Genomic DNA, 19,159 nt, shown 5'->3' on the forward strand with positions numbered 1-19,159 from the left:
TCCAGTTAACGGCCCGATAACTGAACACAGAACTCCGCTCCACCACCCTTGACACCCCCGCCCGGACCGACGAACCTTCAACTCATCACCTGTGGGAGCGCTCCCACAGTACCTGACACATACACATCCCGCACGTTCCCCGCCCGAGCCGAAGCGAGTTCAACGAACGGGCCCAACAGTGCAGTTGGCCGGGGGGTCGGCACGTCAGGCAACAGGAGGACGCAATGCGCACGAGTACCCGCGGGTCCCGCAGACTGGTGACCCTCGCGGTCGCAGCCGCGCTGACGACAGGGCTGCTCGCCGGCTGCGCCGAGGACTCGGACGACAGCAACTCGGGCGAGGGCGGAGGCAACGGCGGCGGCAAGACCACGCTCACCGTGGGCACCTTCGGCACCTTCGGCTACAAGCAGGCCGGCCTCTACGACGAGTACATGAAGCTCAACCCCGACATCACCATCAAGGAGAACGTCACCACCCGTACCGACGTCTACTGGCCGAAGGTCCTCACCCGGCTCCAGGCCGGCTCCGGTGCCGACGACGTCCAGGCCATCGAGGTCATGAACATCACCGAGGCCGTGGAGACGCAGGCCGACAAGTTCGTCGACCTCGGCAAGGAGGTCGACAAGTCGCAGTGGCTGGACTGGAAGAACGCCCAGGCCACCACCAAGGACGGCAAGCAGATCGGGCTCGGCACCGACGTCGGCCCGATGGCGATCTGCTACCGCAAGGACCTGTTCGAGAAGGCCGGTCTGGAGACCGACCGCACCAAGCTCGCCGAGCAGTGGAAGGGCGACTGGGGCAAGTACGTCGACCTGGGCAAGCAGTACATGAAGAAGGCGCCGAGCGGCACCAAGTTCGTGGACTCCGCCTCCTCGGTCTACAACGCGGCCCTCGGCGGGGAGCCCGAGCGCTACTACCAGACGGACGGCACCGTCACCTGGGACAAGTCGGCGAGCGTCAAGAAGGCCTGGAACGTCGCCATGGACGTGGCGACCAGCGACATGTCGGCGAAGCTGAAGCAGTTCGACAAGCCGTGGGACCAGGGTTACGCGAACGGCACCTTCGCCACGGTGGCCTGCCCGGCCTGGATGATCGGCTACATCCTGGAGAAGTCCGGTGAGTCCGGCAAGGGCCAGTGGGACGTGGCGGCCGCGCCGACCGCGGCCAACTGGGGTGGTTCGTTCATCGGCGTGCCGGCCTCGGGCAAGCACCAGAAGGAAGCCATCGCGCTGGCGAAGTGGCTGACCGCGCCCGAGCAGCAGGCGAAGGTCTTCGCCAAGCAGGCGAGCTTCCCGTCGACCCCGTCGGCGTACTCGACCCTGAAGCCGGCGGCCGCCACCACGGAGTACTTCTCGAACGCGCCGATCACGCAGATCTTCTCCGACTCGGCGAAGACCATCCCGTCGCAGTACTTCGGCATCAAGGACCAGGCGATCAACACGGCCCTGACCGACATCGGCATCCTCCAGGTGGAGCAGAAGGGCAAGAGCCCTGAGGACGGCTGGGACGCGGCGTCCGAGGAGATCAAGGACGTGCTCGGCCAGTGACCAGCCCCAAGCAGGCTCTCGCGCACCCCGCGTCGAGCGCCGACGCCGCGCCCGGTGACCAGCCGGGCGCGGCCGGCCGCGCTCAGGGTCGCGGTACACCCCCGCCGGGGAAGGACTCCTGGCGCAGCCGGCTGTACCGCTGGGACATGAAGGCGTCGCCGTACGCGTTCGTCGCCCCCTTCTTCATCGTGTTCGGGGCGTTCTCGCTCGTCCCGCTGCTCTACACGGCCTGGTACTCGCTGCACAACGTGCAGTTGTCCAACCTGGACGGCCAGACCTGGACCGGCCTGGACAACTACCAGAACCTGCTGTCCTCGGACTTCTTCTGGAACGCGCTGTGGAACACGTTCACCATCGGTGTGATCTCCACGGTGCCGCAGCTGCTGATGGCGATCGGCCTGGCGCATCTGCTCAACTACAAGCTGCGCGGCTCGACCGTGTGGCGGGTCGTGATGCTCACCCCCTACGCCACCTCGGTGGCGGCGGCGACGCTGGTGTTCGTGCTGCTGTACTCGTGGGACGGCGGCATGATCAACTGGCTGCTGGAGTTCGTCGGGATCGACCCGGTGAACTGGCGTGAGTCCGACTGGGGTTCGCAGTTCGCGGTCTCCTCGATCGTGATCTGGCGCTGGACCGGCTACAACGCGCTGATCTACCTGGCGGCGATGCAGGCCATCCCGGCCGATCTCTACGAGTCGGCGGCGATCGACGGTGCCAACCGCTGGCAGCAGTTCCTGCATGTGACGATCCCGCAGCTGCGGCCGACGATCCTGTTCACGGTGGTCGTCTCGACGATCGGCGCGACCCAGCTCTTCGGCGAGCCGCTGCTGTTCGGCGGGGTGTCCGGTTCGAAGGGCGGCTCCGAGCACCAGTACCAGACGCTCGGTCTGTACATGTACGACCAGGGCTGGATCATCGGCAACCTCGGCAAGGCCTCCGCCATCGCCTGGTCGATGTTCCTGATCCTGCTGATCGTCGCCGTGATCCAACTGCTGGTGTCCCGACGGCTGAGGAAGTCCCAATGACCGCGACCGAACTGACGACTCCTCAGTCCTCGCCGCCCGCGAAGACCCGGCGCGAACGGCCCCGGGTGATGGGCGCCGGCAAGCAGCTGCACGCCGGTCCGCTCACCTACGTCGTCCTGACCGTGTTCGCGCTGGTCTCGCTTGCCCCGCTGGTGTGGACGGCGATCGCGGCCTCGCGCACCGACCGGCGGCTCGCGGAGACCCCGCCGCCGCTGTGGTTCGGCGGCAACCTGTTCAAGAACATGGAACGGGCGTGGGAGGAGGGCGGGCTCGGCACGGCGATGTTCAACACCATCTTCGTGGCGGGCATGATCACCATCAGCACGGTCCTGTTCGCCACGCTCGCCGGTTTCGCCTTCGCCAAGCTCCGGTTCCGGTTCTCCGGTCTCCTGCTGATGCTGACGATCGGCACGATGATGATCCCGCCGCAGCTGGCCGTCGTACCGCTGTATCTGTGGATGGCGGACCTCGGCTGGTCGAACCAGCTCCAGACGGTCATCCTGCCGACGCTGTGCACGGCCTTCGGTACGTTCTTCATGCGCCAGTACCTGCTCCAGGCACTGCCGACCGAGCTGATCGAGGCGGCGCGGGTGGACGGCGCGAGCAGTCTGCGGGTCGTCTGGCACGTGGTGTTCCCGGCGGCGCGGCCGGCGATGGCCGTCCTCGGCCTGCTGACCTTCGTGTTCGCCTGGAACGACTTCCTGTGGCCGATCATCGCCCTGAACCAGGAGAACCCGACCGTGCAGGTCGCGCTCAACTCCCTCGGCACCGGCTATGTCCCCGACCAGGCGGTGATCATGGCGGGCGCCCTGCTCGGCACGTTGCCGCTGCTGATCGCCTTCCTGCTGTTCGGCAAGCAGATCGTCGGCGGCATCATGCAGGGCGCGGTCAAGGGCTGACGCGCGCCCACCCCGCTTCGGCCGTACGACTCCGGGGGCCGGGTCACCGCCGCCTCGGCCCCTGCACCACCTTCCCCCCTCCTACCCGTCGGTCTCCAGACCCCTTATGGGAGCGCTTCCATGCCTGAACCCATGTCCTCCGTCTCCTTTCCCCCCGCCTTCCTCTGGGGTGCGGCGACGTCCGCGTACCAGATCGAGGGAGCGGTGCGGGAGGACGGCCGTACCCCGTCGATCTGGGACACCTTCAGCCACACACCGGGTAAGACGGCCGGCGGCGAGCACGGTGACATCGCTGTCGACCACTACCACCGCTACCGCGACGACGTGGCGCTGATGGCCGATCTCGGCCTGGGCGCGTACCGCTTCTCGGTCTCCTGGTCGCGCGTCCAGCCGACGGGCCGCGGCCCGGCCGTGCAGCGGGGTCTGGACTTCTACCGCCGGCTGGTGGACGAGCTGCTGGCGAAGGGCATCAAGCCCGCCGTGACCCTCTACCACTGGGATCTGCCGCAGGAGCTGGAGGACGCGGGGGGCTGGCCGGAGCGCGAGACGGCGTACCGGTTCGCCGAGTACGCGCAGATCGTCGGTGCGGCGCTCGGCGACCGCGTGGAGCAGTGGATCACGCTCAACGAGCCGTGGTGCAGCGCGTTCCTGGGCTACAGCTCGGGGGTGCACGCGCCCGGCCGTACGGAACCGGCGGCCTCGCTGCGGGCGGCCCACCACCTCAACCTGGCGCACGGCCTGGGCACCGAGGCCCTGCGCTCGGTGATGCCGGCCCGCAACTCGGTGGCGCTCAGCCTCAACTCCGCCGTGGTGCGGCCGCTTTCGCAGGACCCGGCGGACCTGGCGGCGGCCCGGAAGATCGACGACCTGGCCAACGGCGTCTTCCACGGCCCGATCCTGCACGGCGTGTACCCGGAGTCGCTGTACGCGGCGACGGAGCTGGTGACGGACTGGTCGTACGTCCTGGACGGCGACCTGGCCAAGATCAACCAGCCGCTGGACGCCCTGGGGCTGAACTACTACACCCCCGCGCTGGTGTCGGCGGCGGAGACGGAGGTCAGCGGTCCGCGGGCGGACGGGCACGGTGCAAGCGAGCACTCGCCGTGGCCGTGCGCGGACGACGTGACGTTCCACCAGACCCCGGGTGAGCGCACGGAGATGGGCTGGACGATCGACCCGACCGGCCTGCACGACCTGATCATGCGCTACTCCCGGGAGGCTCCCGGCCTGCCGCTCTACATCACCGAGAACGGCGCGGCCTACGACGACAAGCCGGACCCCGACGGCCGCGTCCACGACCCGGAGCGCATCGCCTACCTGCACGGCCACCTCGCCGCCGTCCGCCGCGCCATCACCGACGGCGCCGACGTCCGCGGCTACTACCTGTGGTCCCTGATGGACAACTTCGAGTGGGCGTACGGCTACGAGAAGCGGTTCGGGGCCGTGTACGTCGACTACTCGACGCTTGAGCGGACGCCGAAGTCGAGTGCGTACTGGTACGGGAAGGCGGCTCGGACGGGGGTGTTGCCGGGGGTGGAGACGGAGCTCTAGCGGACGGGGGCGGAGCGGGGGCGGAGTGCGGGGTGCGGCACGAGGAGGGGACGTGCCGCACTCCGTGCGGTCTGGAACTCCGCGCACGGCCCTCCTCGCGGAACTCCAGCGGCGAGCTGGGCGGGGGCGTCCGCGCGCAGCCCTCGCTCAGATCTCGCCGTCGACCGCGTCACCCGCGATCAACGCCGTCTGTGCGGTACCGCCGCCCGACGGCACCACCTTCGGAGTGAGCGTGAGCGTGATCCGCTGTGTCTCGGCGTGGCCGTACTTGCCGCTCGCCCCGGCGTCCACGACCCACAGCCGTACCTTCGCGTCCCCGCCGCCCTCCCGTGTGACGGCGACCGACGCCTCGACCTCGACGGGACCCAGCTCGAAGCGCAGCATCCTGCCGTCGCCGTCCGCCACCGCACTGGTCAGCTGTTCCCGCAACTCACGGATCATGTCACCAGGCGTCACTTTCCGTACGCCGCGAACGCCTTCGAGAACGCGAACTTCTCCTGGAGGATCGAGCTGCACGTCGCGTCCGCCGCCGGCTTCTCGCCGCCCGCGCACTGCTTGTCGCGGGTCGCCGACCACATCGACAGCCAGCCGAGGCCCTTGGACTGGGCGAACCTCACCAGTTGCGTGGCGTCGTCGACCTTGAAGATCTCGGTGGTGACGTCGTTGACGCCGATCATCGGGGTGACGGCGACCGTCTTCCAGGCCGCGCTGTCGGAGAGGCCGAGGACGCTCTTGACCTGGGCCTGGGTGGCGGTGGCCGCCTGTTCGGCGTAGGTGCCCATGTCGCCGCTGTACGCGGGCCCGTAGTCCATCGCCATGATGTTGACGGCGTCGATCTTCACGCCGTTGCGCTTGGCGTCGGCGAGGAGGTCGACGCCGGGCTGGGTCAGGCCCTCCGGCATCACGGGGAGGGTGTAGGAGACGTCCAGGTCCGGGTGCCGCTGCTGGAGCTCGGCTATCGCCTGGGCGCGGCGGGTGTTCGCCGCCTTGTCCGGCAGCGCGCCGCCCTCGACGTCGAAGTCGACCTTGGTCAGCTTGTACGCGTCCACGACCTTGCCGTACGCCGCCGCCAGCGCCTGCGCCGAGGAGCAGGTCGTCGCCAGCTCGCTGCCGGCCGCGCCGCCGAAGGAGACACGGACGTCGCCGCCCTTGGCGCGCAGGTCGCCGATCTGCGCGGCCACCGCGTCGGTGCCGAGGTCGGTGACGCCGCCCCACTTCGGGGTGCAGCCGCCGCCGTCGGTGACGAAGGCGAGGTTGTAGTTCTTCACGCCGGTGGCCTCGGCGCTCGCCGCCAGGTCGAACGCCGGGTAGAGGGAGGTGTCGATGTACGGGGCGAAGCCGGCGCCGGCGCCGGTTCCGGTTCCGGTGCCGGGGGTCTCCGAGGGCTTGGCGGTGGGGGTCGGGGTCGGGGGCGTGCTCCGGGTGGGCGTGGCCGTCGGCTTCGGTGTCGGCGTGGCGGATCCGGTGGACGTGGGCCGGCCGCTCGGCTCGGGTGTCGCGCCGTCGTCCGTGGAGCACTTGGCGCCGTCGATCAGACAGGCCGCCGGGGAGCCCTTGCCGTTGACCACGAAGCCGACGGTCACCGACTCACCGGCCGCGAGCCCGTCCCGGTCCCACTTGGGCGGCGTGACGGTGACGTGCTGCCCGCTCACCTTCGACTCGGCGTTCCACAGCGAGCTCAGCTTCGAGCCCGCCGGCAGGTCGAACTCCAGCGTCCACTCCTTCTCGGTCCCGCCACTGTTGTTGGTGACGACGTACTGCGCGGTGTACCCCGTCGACCAGTCACTGGTCTTCGTGTACGCCGCCCCGATGCCGGCCGCCTGGGCGGTGCCCGTGAACAGGACCGCGCCGCCGCCGACCACGGACGCGGCGACGAGACCGCCGATCGCCTTGTTCCTGCCGCTGACCTTGCGCCGGTGCGTACTCATCACGTGCCTGCCTTCGCTCATCACGGGGGTTCCCGAGGGGTGGGGTGCGGCAGCACGCTAGCGATCCGGAATCGGGCAAAAGCCCTGATCCAGACCGGCGTTGAGGACCTTAGGGTGCGCTTAAGGAAGGGATCGGGGACGGTTAAAGGTCGAGACCAATCTGCCGGGGCGGCGTCTTCGAACCGCCCCTCGGTGCCCCCTGCGCACGGGCGCCCGTCCGTTCAGCTGGATCCAGATCCGCACCTCGGTCCCGCCCAGCACCGACGACCCGATCCGTACGTCCCCGCCGGTCGACTCCGCGAGCCGCCGCACGATGTCCAGGCCGAGCCCGGTCGAGCCGGCGCTGCCCGAGCCCCGCCCGCGCGCCATCGCCGCCTCGGGGTCCAAGATGCCGGGCCCCGCGTCCGAGACCAGCACGATCACCGCGTCCTCGCCGTTGTGCACGTCGACCGCGAACGCCGTGCCCTCGGCGGTGTGCCGGAAGACGTTGCCGAGCAGGGCGTCCAGCGCGGCCGCCAGATCCGCCCGGGCCACGGGTATCCGCACCGGCCGCTCCACGCCGGCCACCCGCACCTTGCGGCCCTCGTCCTCCGCCAGCGCCGACCAGAAGGCCATGCGCTCACGCACCACCTCGGCAGCGTCGCACCCGGCCCCCGGACCGGCCGCCACCGTCTGCGGCTTGGCCTCCCGCGCCGTACGGATGATCTTGTCGACCTCTCCCTCCAGCTGGGCGACGGCGGCGCGGGTCTGCTCGGCGGCCGGACCGTCCCCGAGCGAGGCCGCGTTCAGCCGCAGCACCGTCAGCGGAGTACGCAGGCGATGGGACAGGTCGGCCGCCAACTCCCGCTCATTCGCCAGGAGTTGCACCACCTGGTCGGCCATCGAGTTGAACGCCACCGCCGCCAGCCGCAGTTCGTTCGGCCCCTCCTCGGGCACCCGGGCGCCCAGCTTGCCCTCCCCCAGTTCGTGCGCGCCCTCGACCAGGCGCTGCGCGGGCCGCACCATCCGTACGCCCAGCCGGTCCGCGACCGCGACCGATCCGACGATCAGCGCGAGGCCGACCCCGGCGAGCACCGCCCAGGCCGTGGCCAGGCCGTTGGTGACCTCCGCGTCAGGGACGTACACCTCGACGACGGCGATCTCACCGGAGCTCAGCGCGACCGGCTGGAGCAGCGTGGAGCCGCCGGGGACCTCGCTGGTGGAGGCGCGGCCCAGCCGTCGCACGGTCGCGATGTCGTCGGCGGCTGCGCGCCGCCGTCCGAGGTCGACGGCTGCCGTGTCACCGGAGGCCGGTATGTGCACGGCCATACCCGCGTCCGATCCGGCCGAGGCGACGACCCGCTCCAGCTGGTCCCGGTCGGTGGTGATGGACAGGGCCGGGGCGACGGCGGCGGCCTCCCGCTCGGCGTTGGAGAAGGCGCGGTCGCGGGCCATCTCCCGGATGACGAGTCCGAGCGGGACGGCGAAGGCGACCACGACCATGGTGGTGACCGCCAGACAGACCTTGACCAGTGCCCACCTCATCGCGGCGGCTCCCCCACGGGTGGTTCCAGCTTCACGCCGACGCCCCGCAGGGTATGCAGATAGCGCGGGTTGGCGGCGGTCTCGCCCAGTTTGCGGCGCAGCCAGGACAGATGGACGTCGATGGTCTGGTCGTCGCCGTACGACTGCTGCCACACCTCGGCGAGCAGCTCCTTGCGGGGCACGACGACCCCGGGCCGGCCGGCCAGGAAGGCGAGCAGGTCGAACTCGCGGCGGGTCAGGTCCAGGCTCGCTCCGTCCAACTCGGCCTGGCGGCGCAGCGGGTCGACGGTCAGACCGCCGACGCGCAGCACGCTGGACGGTGCGGCCTCCGCGCTGCCCGACCGGGCCCGGCGCAGCACGGCGGCCATCCGGGCCGACAGGTGCTCCACCGAGAACGGCTTGGTCAGATAGTCGTCCGCCCCGGCGTTCAGCAGCCTGACGATTTCCGCCTCGTCGTCCCGGGCGGTGGCGATGATCACCGGCACGTCCGTGATCCCGCGCAGCATCTTCAGGGCCTCGGAGCCGTCCAGATCGGGCAGACCGAGGTCCAAAATCACCACGTCGAAACGGAAATGGGCGACCTCGCGCAGCGCCTCCAGTGCCGTACCGACGCTGCGCACCGTGTGGGCGGCGTCGGTCAGGTGCCGGATGAGCGCCGAGCGTACGAACTGGTCGTCCTCGACCACGAGCACACTTGCCATGCGCCGCACCGTACGCCATGCGCCCGAGCCCGGTCCGGGCCTGTGGACAACTCACCACCTGTGGACAAACAGAGGTGTGTGGGCAACTCCACGCCCGCGCACAACGGCGCGACACGCTCGGGACGCGTGAGGCAGTATGGCCCGCGATGCGCAGAGGACTCGTACACGTACTGGCTTGGTCGCTCGCCACGGGCGCGGCGGTCACGCTGTCGTGGTGGGGTGTCCACACGGTGATGGCGGGCACCGTGTACGACCGCCCTCGCGCCCTGCCCATCACGGCCGCCGACGCGACGACCCAGGAGTCGAAGCCGCTCGCGTCGTCGACGAACCGGCCGACCCCCTCGAAGGGTCCGTCGAACCCCGCGAGCCCCTCGCCGAAGCCGCCCGCGACGCCCCGCACCCCGGACCCCTCGACGGCACCACCGAAGAGCACCAGCCCCTCCCCTGCCACGTCCGGCCAGGTCAAGAGCTACGACACCGACGGCGGCCGGGTGGTCTTCGACATCGGCCCGAGCGACGCGTCCCTCGTCTCGGCCACGCCGGGTGCGGGCTGGTCTATGCAGGTGTGGAAGACGGAGACGTGGATCCGGGTGGAGTTCGGCGCCGGCGCGGACCGGGTGTCGGTGTTCTGCACCTGGCACGACGGGCCGCCGCGGGTGGAGATCGGGAACTACTGAGTCACCGGAACACCGTCACCGGAACACGGACGGGGGCGGCGCCGGGGAGGCCACCGCCGCGAGGTCGGTCACGGGCACGGCGCCACCGGTGAAGTCGGTGAGCGACTTGCCGTGCTCCACGCGCGCGGGGTGCGGGTCGGAGGCGGCGCTACGGGTCAGTTCGGCGACCGGGAGCGGGCGGTCGGAGGCGACGAGGACGGCGTTGCCGAAGCGCTTGCCGCGCAGTACGGCCGGGTCGGCGACCAGTGCGAGCTCCGCGAACCGGTCGGCGGCGGTGGCGATCTGACCGCGCAGGTGCGCGAGCGGCGGGCCGTCGGCGAGGTTGGCGGCGTAGACACCACCTGGCGCGAGGGCCCTGCGGACGTCGTCGAGGAACTCCGTCGAGGTCAGATGGGCGGGGGTCCGGGTCCCGCTGAAGACGTCGGCGATGACGAGGTCGGCCCACCCGTCGGGCACCTTGGCCAACCCGTCCCGCGCGTCCGTCGACCGCACCCTGATCCGGGCGCCCGGATCCAACGGCAGTTCCCTGCGCACCAGTTGGACGAGGGCGGCGTCCCGTTCGACGACCTGCTGGGTGGACCGGAGCCGGGTGGCGGCGACATAGCGGGCGAGCGTGAAGGCGCCACCGCCGAGGTGCACGGCCCGTACGGGTCTGCCCGGTGGGGCGGCGAGGTCGATGACGTGCCCGAGGCGCCGCTGGTACTCGAAGGAGAGGTGGGACGGGTCGTCCAGGTCGACGTGCGACTGAGGGGCCCCGTCGATGAGGAGGGTCCAGGCCCGGGCGCGGTCCGGGTCGGGTATCAGCTCGGCGAGGCCGCCGTCGACGCGCTCGACGACCGGTTCGGCCGCGGCCGACCGGCGCCTGGCGTTCCTGGACTTTCCCATGCGGTCATTGTCGCAAGCGGCACGCGGCGCCGCCCGACCAGCGCCGTCACCGGCAGTTGTCGGCCGCCTCGAGCAGCCGCGCGGCCTCTCCCAGTGCCGCCCGCAGCACCGCGGGATCCGTCGCCAGGTCGGCCTCGCCGGGCGGCAGAAGCCAGTCCGAGCCCTCGACGGGCGGCTCGGGATTGAGGTTCAGGCGCAGTCCGCGGCCGTCGGTCTCCGTACAGGTGCTGCCCGGCACGTCCCAGGCGGCCGCGGTGCCCGACGGGACCACGAAGCCGAGGGTGTCGCCACCGCCGTCGTGCAGTACGGGTCCCACCGCGTCCCCGGCCGTCCCGCGCCGCAGGATGTCGACCGCCTCCAGGCCCTGCCGCGCCGGAACCGTGACCACGTCGCAGCCCGCCTCCGGCGGCTCGCCGCACTCCGCGGCCGACGCGTGCCCCGCCGTTGCCGACGGTGCATGCGGAGCGATGCTCTGGCTGGTCTCCATCCCGACCTCCACCACGGAACCCCTTGTGCAGTCCGCAGAGTTCAACGCGGCGCGACGTCAACGGCTACGGCGGAAGTCCGCCGCAAAGGATGGCAGTTCATGGCAGATCACGTATGAGATATCCGTTTTGTAGCCAAACGCTGCGTGGCGGGTTCGCTACAGCAGGTACGTTCATGCCCGCCGACAGCAAGGGCACACACGGATATTCGGTACGGATATTCGGTACGGACATTCGGTACGGGTATCCGGTACGGACATCCGGTTCAACTCGTCCTCGCTGCGGCATGGTTCGACGGTTCATGAGAGGACCCGGCCATGGCGTCGTCAGAGCTGACCTCGTCCCAGCCCTCCCGGCCACCGAGGCCGAATCTCGCATTCCGGCAGTTGCGCGGACAGCGCTCGCCGGCCGAGTTCGCCGCGGCGGTACGGCGGGCCGCTCGCGAGATCGGTGAGCGGGTCAGCTGTGACGCGCGTTACGTCGGGCGGGTCGAGGCCGGCGAGATCCGCTGCCCCAACTACGCGTACGAACGGGTGTTCCTGCATATGTTCCCCGGCCGCACGCTCACCGACCTCGGCTTCGCGCCCCGCTCGTCCGTACGCGGGCGCCGGGCGCTCACCGCCGAGGACGCGCCCCTCGTGCACACCACGAGCTCGGCGTGCGCCACCAGTGAGACATGGGGCGGCCACGAGCCGTATGACCCGACGAACCCGCACGACCCGTACGTTCCGGAACAGCACCACGAGAACCACCAGAATCACGAGATCCACGAGGAGAGCGACGTGCTGCGTCGCGCATTCATGACCGGCGGTGGCGCCACAGTGGCCGCCGCCTCGCTGAGCCCGCTGGGGCTCGCCTTCGACGCCGCGGCCGTCGAGCGTCCCGTCCGACGTGTCGGAGGACACGAGGCGGACGCGCTCGAGGAAGCGGTACGCCGGATCCGGCTGCTCGACGACCGGCACGGCGCCGACGGCCTCTACCGGCGCGCGGCCGCCCCGCTGCGGGCCGCGTACGAGCTGCTCGACGCCGGTACGACCCGGCAGGCGATCGGCGACCGGCTGCACTCCGGCGCGGGTGAACTGGCCATCTCGGTCGGGTGGCTGGCGCACGACTCGGGCCGCTTCGACGACGCCCGCTCGCACTACGCGGAAGCGCTGGCCACGGCCCGGATGGCGGGCGACCCGGCGCTGGAGGCGCACGCCTTCTGCAACATGTCGTTCCTGGCCCGGGACGCGGGCCGGCCGCGTGAGGCGGTGCGGGCGGCACAGGCCGCGCAGCGCGCGGCGCGCCCCCTCGGCTCCCCCCGCCTGATGTCGCTGCTGGCGCTGCGCGAGGCGGGCGGCTGGGCCGGGCTCGCCGACCGCACCGGCTGCGAACAGGCCCTCGTCCGCGCGCAGGCCCTCTACGAGCGGGGCGGCTCGGAAGCGGACCCCGAGTGGATGAGCTTCTACGGGGAGGCCGAGCTGGAGGCTCTGGAGGCGCAGTGCTGGTCGATACTGGGCAACTGGCAGCGGGCGGCGCGGCACGCCGCGCGCGCGGCGCAGCTCCAGGATCCGCACTTCACGCGCAACATCGCGCTGTACACGGCGGAACTGGCGGACGACCTGGCCCGGGGCGGTCGCCCGGACGAGGCCGCCGCGGCCGGGATGCGGGTGCTGGACCTGCTCGACCAGGTGCAGTCATCGCGGGTCCAGACGATGCTGGCGGGCACGGCACGGGTGCTGCTGCCGCACCGCCGAGCGACCGGTGTGTCGGCGTTTCTGGAGCGGCACGCGAGCGTGCCACGCATGGCGTGACCGACGGGGCGTGACCGGCGGGGCCCGCGCTCGCGGGGGCTACAACGCCAGGTGCCCCAGGTCGTTCCAGCTCTCGATCGCCGGTTCCCCGTACGCCCATCCCAGCACCGACAGCGACGTCGGGTTCAGCCGGATCCGTGCCGCGAAGTCGAGCGGCAGCCCCAGCCAGCGCGCGCCTATGGACCGCAGGATGTGCCCGTGCGCGAAGACCAGCACGTCACGGTCGGCCTCGCGCGCCCATGCCACCACCTCGTCGGCCCGGGCCGTCACCTCGGACAGGCTCTCGCCCTGCGGTACGCCGTCGCGCCAGATGAGCCAGCCGGGACGCACGGCCTGGATCTGCGCGGGTGTCATGCCCTCGTAGGCGCCGTAGTCCCACTCCATGAGCGTGTCCCAGGTGCGCGCCCGCTCACCGAAGCCGGCGAGTTCGCACGTCTCACGCGCGCGTGCCAGCGGGCTGGTGCGGATCTCGACCTGGGCGAGGCCGTCGTACGGCGGCCGGTGCAGGCGTTCCCCCAGCAGCTTCGCACCCCGGCGGCCCTCCTCCAGGAGCGGCACATCGGTCCTGCCCGTGTGCTTGCCGGACAGCGACCAGGCCGTCTGTCCGTGCCGGGCCAGCAGGATGCGCGGTGCCATGGAGGTGCCCTTCCGGGAGAAATGAGAGGCGGGACCCGTCCATCATCCCGCACGCTGTGCGGGGGCAACCCGGGGGGCGATCTCTGCGTCTTGAGGGCCGGGGCCCCCCGAAGGGGGCGCGCGCATACACCGTAAAGTGGTGCGACCGGTCAACCGGGCGCCGCGACATGAAAGGGGAGGCGATCGGATGCCACGCGCCGAGACAGCTGGCGTGGAGGCGACGCCGCGGACCCGCCTGCGCTGGTGGACCGAGCTGCCGCTGATACTCCTGGTGTACGCCTGCTACTCGGCCGGCCGGCTCCTCGCCCGGGGTGATGTCAGCCACGCCGTCGACCACGGCCTGGCGATCCTGGACATCGAGAAGGCCCTCTACCTCAACGCGGAGCACCCCCTCAACCGCCTCTTCACCCGCGAGCCCTGGCTCGGCGTCCCGGCCGACTTCTGGTACGCGTCGCTGCACTACCTGGTCACCCCCGTGCTCCTGGTCTGGATCTTCCGGTCCCGCAGCGTGCACTACCGCGCGGCCCGCACCTGGCTGATGACCTCGACCCTCATAGGCCTGATCGGCTTCACCCTGCTGCCCACCTGCCCGCCCCGGCTGCTCGCCGCGAGCCACGGCTTCGTGGACACGATGGCGCAGTACAGCTCGTACGGCTGGTGGGGCGGCGAGGCGAGCGCGCCGCGGGGCATGGGCGGTATGACGAACCAGTACGCGGCCATGCCGAGCCTGCACGTCGGCTGGGCGCTGTGGTGCGGGGTGATGCTGTGGCGGTACGGCGGGACGCGCCTGACGAAGGTGGCGGCCGTCGCCTACCCGCTGATCACCACGATCGTCGTGATGGGCACCGCCAACCACTACTTCCTCGACGCGGTCGCGGGCGCCGCCGTGATGGGCGTCGGACTGCTGCTGACGCCGTACGTCCTGCGAGCCTCGGACCGAGTCCGGGCGCGGTTCGGGGCGAAAACCGCCCCCGTCGCGGCGGCCGGAACGGGCTCCGGCGGCACGGTCGCGAAGGGTACGCGCGAGACCGTCACCGTGGCCTCGGACGACACTTCTTCCTCGATTGTCAGTGGCGGATGCCAGACTTCCGCGGGTGAGCGAATTCCACGGCAGCGCGAGTCCCGGGGCGGATCCGGAGCCGAGCCGAGTGCCTCTCCCCAGGACGCGGGGGACGGCGCTCCGGCACCGGCTCGCTGAGCTGCGCGGTCCCGACGTACCGGCCAAGGCGCTCGACGCGCGCGCCCTGGCCGCCCTCGCCGCCAACCCCGGCTGCAAGCGGCGCGCGATCCTGGACGGCGCCGGGGTGAACAAGGCGGCCCTGGCGAGCGCGCTCGGCTCACCGTCGGCCTTCGGACAGTCGCAGTTCGCCCTCACCCGCGGGAACGCGTTCGAGGCCAAGGTCAAGGCGGACGGCGGAGCGGAGCTGCTGCGCCTGGTCCACGAAAAGCTGGACCGCTCGGCCGAACCGCCCGCCGGCGCGCGCGTGCCCGAGCTCACCGCGACCGGCCCCGAGGGCCGCACAGCCCGTACGGCACTCGCGCTGCGCGAAGCCACCGGGACCCACGGCGAGTGGACGCTGCTCGACCACCCCATGCTCGCGCTGGACGTCGCCGGCTCGCCCGCCTTCCTGGAGCCGGACGCGGTGGTGGTGCACCCGGACGGCAGCTGGACGGTCGTGGAGATCAAGTCCTTCCCGATGCTGGACGGTTCGGCGGACCCGGCGAAGGTAGGCGCGGCAGCACGGCAGTCGGCGGTCTACGTACTGGCGCTGGAGCAGGTCGCCGCCCGGCTGGATCCCGCCCCGCGCGTGCGCCACCGCGTCCTCCTTGTCTGCCCCAAGGACTTCTCCAACCTCCCCACCGCCTCCGCCGTCGACGTCCGCAAGCAGCGTGCGGTCACCGCCCGCCAGCTGGCCCGTCTCACCCGTATCGAGGACATCGCCGACGCCCTCCCCGACGGCGTCTGCTTCTCCCCCGAACTGCCCGCTGCCGACCTGACGGCGGCCGTCGAGTCGGTTCCGGCGACGTACGCGCCCGAGTGTCTGTCCGCCTGTGAGCTGGCCTTCCACTGCCGCGCCCGGTCCCGCGCGTCCGGCGCGGTGACGTCGCTGGGCCGTTCGGTGCGGGCCGAGCTGGGTGACCTGACGACCGTCGAGAGCGTCCTGTCGGCGGCCCGCGGCGAGTCCGGCGACCCGGACGATCCTGCCGTGGCGGCCCTGCGCAGGGCGGCGCGACTGCGGGCGGAGGCCCTCGGCACGGAGGCGGTGGCCGCGTGTCGCTGATCTCCACTCTCGCCCGACTGGAAGCCGTCAGCACGGGCCGCGCCCAGCCCGCCGCGACCGTCCGCCACCGTCGGCTGTCCGAGCGGCCGCTGGTCTTCGTGCCGCTCACCACCGCGGGTGAGGCCGGTGCCCCGCTCGGCGCGCTCGTCGGCACGGACCGTGACGCCCCGCATTTGCTGGTCGTCCCGCAGCCGCGCGACCGCGACCTCAGGTTCGCGTTCCTGGCCGAGCTGGCGGACGTCGTCCTGCCGTACATCGACGCCTACGCCGAGGACGTGGAGGCGGCCGAGCGCAACGAGACCGATCCGGAGACCGGCCAGCGGGTCAAGGTCGAGGTGGAACTGTGCGCGGACGCCCCGCAGTTGATCGTGCCGAGCCGCGCGGGCGTCGACTTCGTCCGGCTCCTGGGCCGCTCCATGCGCTTCAGGCGTACGGCGGAGCAGGACCCGGAGGCCCCCTACCCCGCGCCTCCGCGCGTGCCGTTGCTCGGCCGGTGGCTGACCCACTTCGCCGAGCGGGCCCGGGTGCCGGGGTCCTCGCTGCTGCTGGCCATGACGGACGTACTGGCCCGGCACTGGGCGACCGGTCAGTCCACGCTGGAGGACCAGCATCTCGGCGCGCTGCTGGCGTGGATCGACCTGCCGGACGGTGAGACGGGCGCCGAGGCGGCCCTGCGGGCGGAGCTCGCCCGGGACCGGGACGGCCAGTTGCTGTGCCCGCCCGCCGGCCCCGCCACCGACCCGGCGTTCGACAACAAGCTGCTCGCCCCCGCCATCGAGCGCTACGACCGCGCCCGCACCGCCCTGGCCGCCGCCGAGGACGGGCTGGAGGCCGACGACCGGCTCGGTGACCTGACCGCCGCCGAGCGGGAGATCCGCGCCCTCGTGGCGAGCCGGACCCGGCCCACCTGGGACGCGGTGTGGCGGGGCCTCGACCGGTTGCGGGAGCTGCCGGAGGCCGCGCGGGTCGAGGAGCGGTGGACTCGCGACCGCTGGTCCTTCACCGGGCACCGCGACCGCGTGGTCGCCGGCGAGCCCCCGCAGCCGCGCCACGACGACGCGGTCACCGCCGCCAACAAGCTCGCCGCGCGCGAGCGCGAACAGGCCCGGCTGGAGGCACAGGAGGCGCTCGACGACCCGCTGGTGATGGCGGGGCGGCGGCTGTCCGGGGAGGCGTTCGCGGGCGAGGTCACCGATGTCGTGATGGCGTACAGCGAGGGCAAGCGGCCCAGTCCTCGCCCGCTGGTGACGGTTCGCACGGACGACCGACCGCATCTGGGCGAGCGGGCGAAGGTGTTCCGGTCCCTGGGTGGGAAGCCTCAGTCGGCGGAGTTCGTCGGATACGAGGGGGACGCCGAGGACGACAGTGCGCTGATCGTGCTGCGGGTGCTGGACAAGATGGGCCGCGGCAAGGAGCCGGAGGAGGGGTCGGTGCCCGAGAAGGGCGATGTGCTGTGCTTCACGCTGTTCGAGCACGAGCAGCGGGGCGGCGCGAAGCTGCCAGACCCGGAGCAGACGCCGTGGACGCACGGCGGTCCGCCCGGGGAGCCGGAGTCCGAGGCCGCCGATCCGCTGACCGAGGAGGATGTGCTGTGACCGCCGCCGTGTTCGACCCCGGTGCCGCGGCGACCGAGGCCACCGACGCGATCCTCCGCGACACGCTGCACGGCACCGCGCGCGGTGTCGTCGTGGACTCCCCGCCCGGCGCCGGCAAGTCCACGCTCGTCGTCCGCGCGGCCCTCGAACTCGCCGACGCCGGGCGCCCGCTGATGGTCGTCGCGCAGACCAACGCCCAGGTCGACGACCTGGTGCTGAGGCTCGCCGAGAAGAACCCCGAGCTGCCGGTGGGCCGGCTGCACAGCAGCGACGCCGACCCGTACGACAAGGCGCTGGACGACCTGCCGAACGTACGCAAGTCGGCGAAGGCGGGCGATCTGAACGGCCTCTCGGTCGTCATCTCGACGGCGGCCAAGTGGGCGCACGTGAAGGTGGACGAGCCCTGGCGGCACGCGATCGTCGACGAGGCTTACCAGATGCGCTCGGACTCGCTGCTCGCGGTGGCGGGCCTGTTCGAGCGGGCGCTGTTCGTCGGCGACCCCGGCCAGCTGGACCCCTTCTCCATCGTCGGCAGCGAGCAGTGGGCGGGCCTGTCGTACGACCCGTCGGCCTCCGCCGTGACCACCCTTCTGGCCCACAACCCCGAACTGCCCCAGCACCGCCTGCCGGTCTCCTGGCGGCTCCCGGCCTCCGCCGCGCCGCTGGTCTCCGGGGCCTTCTACCCGTACACCCCGTTCCGCAGCGGCACGGACCACGGCGACCGCACCCTGTCCTTCGCGGTCCCGTCGGACGGCTCGGGTCCCGACCGGGTGATCGACGAGGCGGCGGAGTCGGGCTGGGGCCTGCTGGAGCTGCCCGCCCGGCACACCCCGCGCACGGACCCCGAGGCGGTACGGGCGGTGGCGACGGTCGTCCGGCGCCTGCTGGACCGGGGCGGGGCGGCGACGTCGGAGCGCTCACCCGACGCCGCGCCCCTCACCGCCGACCGGATCGCGGTCGGCACGGCCCACCGGGACCAGGCGGCCTCCGTCCGGGCCGCGCTGACCGAGCTGGGCGTGACCGACGTCACCGTCGACACCGCGAACCGTCTCCAAGGCCGCGAGTACGACGTGACCGTGGTCCTCCACCCCCTCTCCGGCCGCCCCGACGCCACCGCCTTCCACCTGGAGACAGGCCGCCTGTGCGTCCTCGCCTCCCGCCACCGGCACGCCTGCATCGTGGTGTGCCGGGCGGGGGTGAGCGACCTGCTGGACGACTATCCGTCGACGGAGCCGGTGCAGTTGGGGACGCTGGTGAAGTTTCCTGACGGCTGGGAGGCGAACCACGCGGTTCTCGCCCGACTGGCGGAGCACCGGGTGGGGTGGCGGCCGTGAACACAAACCGCACCCGCACGATCGGCTCGATCACCACAGCGCCCGTCCGCCGGACGGAGTCCGGCACGCCGCCGGGGGCGGCCGATGAACACAGCCCGGACGACTGGGAGGCGAACCACGCCGTGCTGGCGCGACTGGCGGAGCACCGGGTGGGGTGGCGGCCCGGCTGATTCCTCATGGCACCCCCTTTGACCTGCGCTCGACGCCCCCTTGCGTGGGCGCGGGACAATGGACGGTGGATCGGTCCACAGATGTCCTCGGTGAGATGTCCTTGGTGGTCCACGAGATCGTCGA

General features: G+C 71.8%; 18 protein-coding genes. 11 read left to right on the plus strand and 7 right to left on the minus strand.

Going from position 1 to position 19,159, the window contains the following annotated elements; genetic code table 11:
• The first annotated feature begins 224 nt into the window (after positions 1-224).
• From AQJ67_RS22355 to AQJ67_RS22370, 4 genes are all read left to right on the plus strand, one after another.
• Positions 225-1,547 (plus strand): ABC transporter substrate-binding protein, encoded by a 1,323-nt coding sequence (locus AQJ67_RS22355; RefSeq protein ID WP_062720833.1) that lies wholly within the window; start codon positions 225-227, stop codon positions 1,545-1,547.
• On the plus strand, positions 1,544-2,572 hold the full coding sequence (locus AQJ67_RS22360; RefSeq protein ID WP_062720834.1) for a carbohydrate ABC transporter permease: 1,029 nt from the start codon (positions 1,544-1,546) through the stop codon (positions 2,570-2,572). Before AQJ67_RS22355 ends, AQJ67_RS22360 begins: the two co-directional genes overlap by 4 nt.
• Positions 2,569-3,471, plus strand: coding sequence for a carbohydrate ABC transporter permease (locus AQJ67_RS22365; RefSeq protein ID WP_062720835.1), 903 nt, complete (start codon positions 2,569-2,571; stop codon positions 3,469-3,471). The genes AQJ67_RS22360 and AQJ67_RS22365 overlap by 4 nt, the downstream gene beginning before the upstream one ends.
• A 132-nt stretch (positions 3,472-3,603) precedes the next feature.
• Positions 3,604-5,022, plus strand: a complete 1,419-nt coding sequence (locus AQJ67_RS22370; RefSeq protein ID WP_107122952.1) for a GH1 family beta-glucosidase — start codon at positions 3,604-3,606, stop codon at positions 5,020-5,022.
• Between the two features lie 147 nt (positions 5,023-5,169).
• Here the strand turns inward: AQJ67_RS22370 and AQJ67_RS22375 are convergent, their stop codons facing one another.
• From AQJ67_RS22375 to AQJ67_RS22390, 4 genes are all read right to left on the minus strand, one after another.
• Complete coding sequence (locus AQJ67_RS22375) at positions 5,170-5,463, minus strand: trypco2 family protein (protein WP_062720837.1); 294 nt, start codon at positions 5,461-5,463, stop codon at positions 5,170-5,172.
• Positions 5,464-5,474: 11 nt separating this feature from the next.
• Positions 5,475-6,950: a glycoside hydrolase family 18 protein gene (locus AQJ67_RS22380; RefSeq protein ID WP_062721064.1), complete on the minus strand. Its 1,476-nt coding sequence runs from the start codon at positions 6,948-6,950 to the stop codon at positions 5,475-5,477.
• A gap of 120 nt (positions 6,951-7,070) precedes the next feature.
• Positions 7,071-8,474, minus strand: coding sequence for a sensor histidine kinase (locus AQJ67_RS22385; protein ID WP_062720838.1), 1,404 nt, complete (start codon positions 8,472-8,474; stop codon positions 7,071-7,073).
• Positions 8,471-9,175 carry a response regulator transcription factor gene (locus AQJ67_RS22390; protein WP_062720839.1) on the minus strand — a complete coding sequence of 235 codons (705 nt, stop codon included), beginning with the start codon at positions 9,173-9,175 and terminating at the stop codon, positions 8,471-8,473. The genes AQJ67_RS22385 and AQJ67_RS22390 overlap by 4 nt, the downstream gene beginning before the upstream one ends.
• Before the next feature lie 146 nt (positions 9,176-9,321).
• Here AQJ67_RS22390 and AQJ67_RS22395 point away from each other — a divergent pair, with 146 nt between their 5' ends.
• Positions 9,322-9,852 carry a hypothetical protein gene (locus AQJ67_RS22395; RefSeq protein WP_062720840.1) on the plus strand — a complete coding sequence of 177 codons (531 nt, stop codon included), beginning with the start codon at positions 9,322-9,324 and terminating at the stop codon, positions 9,850-9,852.
• 15 nt (positions 9,853-9,867) lie between these two features.
• On the opposite strand, the gene AQJ67_RS22400 is transcribed toward AQJ67_RS22395, so the two are convergent.
• Both AQJ67_RS22400 and AQJ67_RS22405 read right to left on the minus strand, forming a co-directional pair.
• Complete coding sequence (locus AQJ67_RS22400) at positions 9,868-10,737, minus strand: spermidine synthase (RefSeq protein ID WP_062720841.1); 870 nt, start codon at positions 10,735-10,737, stop codon at positions 9,868-9,870.
• A gap of 46 nt (positions 10,738-10,783) precedes the next feature.
• The gene (locus tag AQJ67_RS22405) at positions 10,784-11,239 is read right to left on the minus strand and encodes a hypothetical protein (protein WP_208615023.1); all 456 of its coding nucleotides are present in this window, start codon (positions 11,237-11,239) and stop codon (positions 10,784-10,786) included.
• Between the two features lie 300 nt (positions 11,240-11,539).
• On the opposite strand from AQJ67_RS22405, the gene AQJ67_RS22410 reads away from it, so the two are divergent.
• Complete coding sequence (locus tag AQJ67_RS22410) at positions 11,540-13,018, plus strand: NsdA family TPR-like regulatory protein (protein WP_062720842.1); 1,479 nt, start codon at positions 11,540-11,542, stop codon at positions 13,016-13,018.
• A gap of 39 nt (positions 13,019-13,057) precedes the next feature.
• On the opposite strand, the gene AQJ67_RS22415 is transcribed toward AQJ67_RS22410, so the two are convergent.
• On the minus strand, positions 13,058-13,654 hold the full coding sequence (locus AQJ67_RS22415) for a histidine phosphatase family protein (protein WP_062720843.1): 597 nt from the start codon (positions 13,652-13,654) through the stop codon (positions 13,058-13,060).
• Between the two features lie 187 nt (positions 13,655-13,841).
• Here AQJ67_RS22415 and AQJ67_RS22420 point away from each other — a divergent pair, with 187 nt between their 5' ends.
• The 5 genes from AQJ67_RS22420 to AQJ67_RS22440 are packed head-to-tail and all read left to right on the plus strand — an operon-like array spanning position 13,842 to position 19,035.
• Positions 13,842-14,852 carry a phosphatase PAP2 family protein gene (locus AQJ67_RS22420; RefSeq protein ID WP_062720844.1) on the plus strand — a complete coding sequence of 337 codons (1,011 nt, stop codon included), beginning with the start codon at positions 13,842-13,844 and terminating at the stop codon, positions 14,850-14,852.
• Positions 14,803-15,936: a hypothetical protein gene (locus AQJ67_RS22425; RefSeq protein WP_062720845.1), complete on the plus strand. Its 1,134-nt coding sequence runs from the start codon at positions 14,803-14,805 to the stop codon at positions 15,934-15,936. The genes AQJ67_RS22420 and AQJ67_RS22425 overlap by 50 nt, the downstream gene beginning before the upstream one ends.
• On the plus strand, positions 15,927-17,531 hold the full coding sequence (locus tag AQJ67_RS22430) for a hypothetical protein (protein WP_062720846.1): 1,605 nt from the start codon (positions 15,927-15,929) through the stop codon (positions 17,529-17,531). Before AQJ67_RS22425 ends, AQJ67_RS22430 begins: the two co-directional genes overlap by 10 nt.
• Positions 17,528-18,865, plus strand: a complete 1,338-nt coding sequence (locus AQJ67_RS22435; RefSeq protein WP_062720847.1) for an AAA domain-containing protein — start codon at positions 17,528-17,530, stop codon at positions 18,863-18,865. The genes AQJ67_RS22430 and AQJ67_RS22435 overlap by 4 nt, the downstream gene beginning before the upstream one ends.
• Positions 18,862-19,035: a hypothetical protein gene (locus AQJ67_RS22440; protein WP_159058807.1), complete on the plus strand. Its 174-nt coding sequence runs from the start codon at positions 18,862-18,864 to the stop codon at positions 19,033-19,035. Before AQJ67_RS22435 ends, AQJ67_RS22440 begins: the two co-directional genes overlap by 4 nt.
• The last annotated feature ends 124 nt before the right edge of the window (positions 19,036-19,159 follow it).

The sequence above is a fragment of the Streptomyces caeruleatus genome (assembly GCF_001514235.1).
Lineage (GTDB): Bacteria > Actinomycetota > Actinomycetes > Streptomycetales > Streptomycetaceae > Streptomyces > Streptomyces caeruleatus.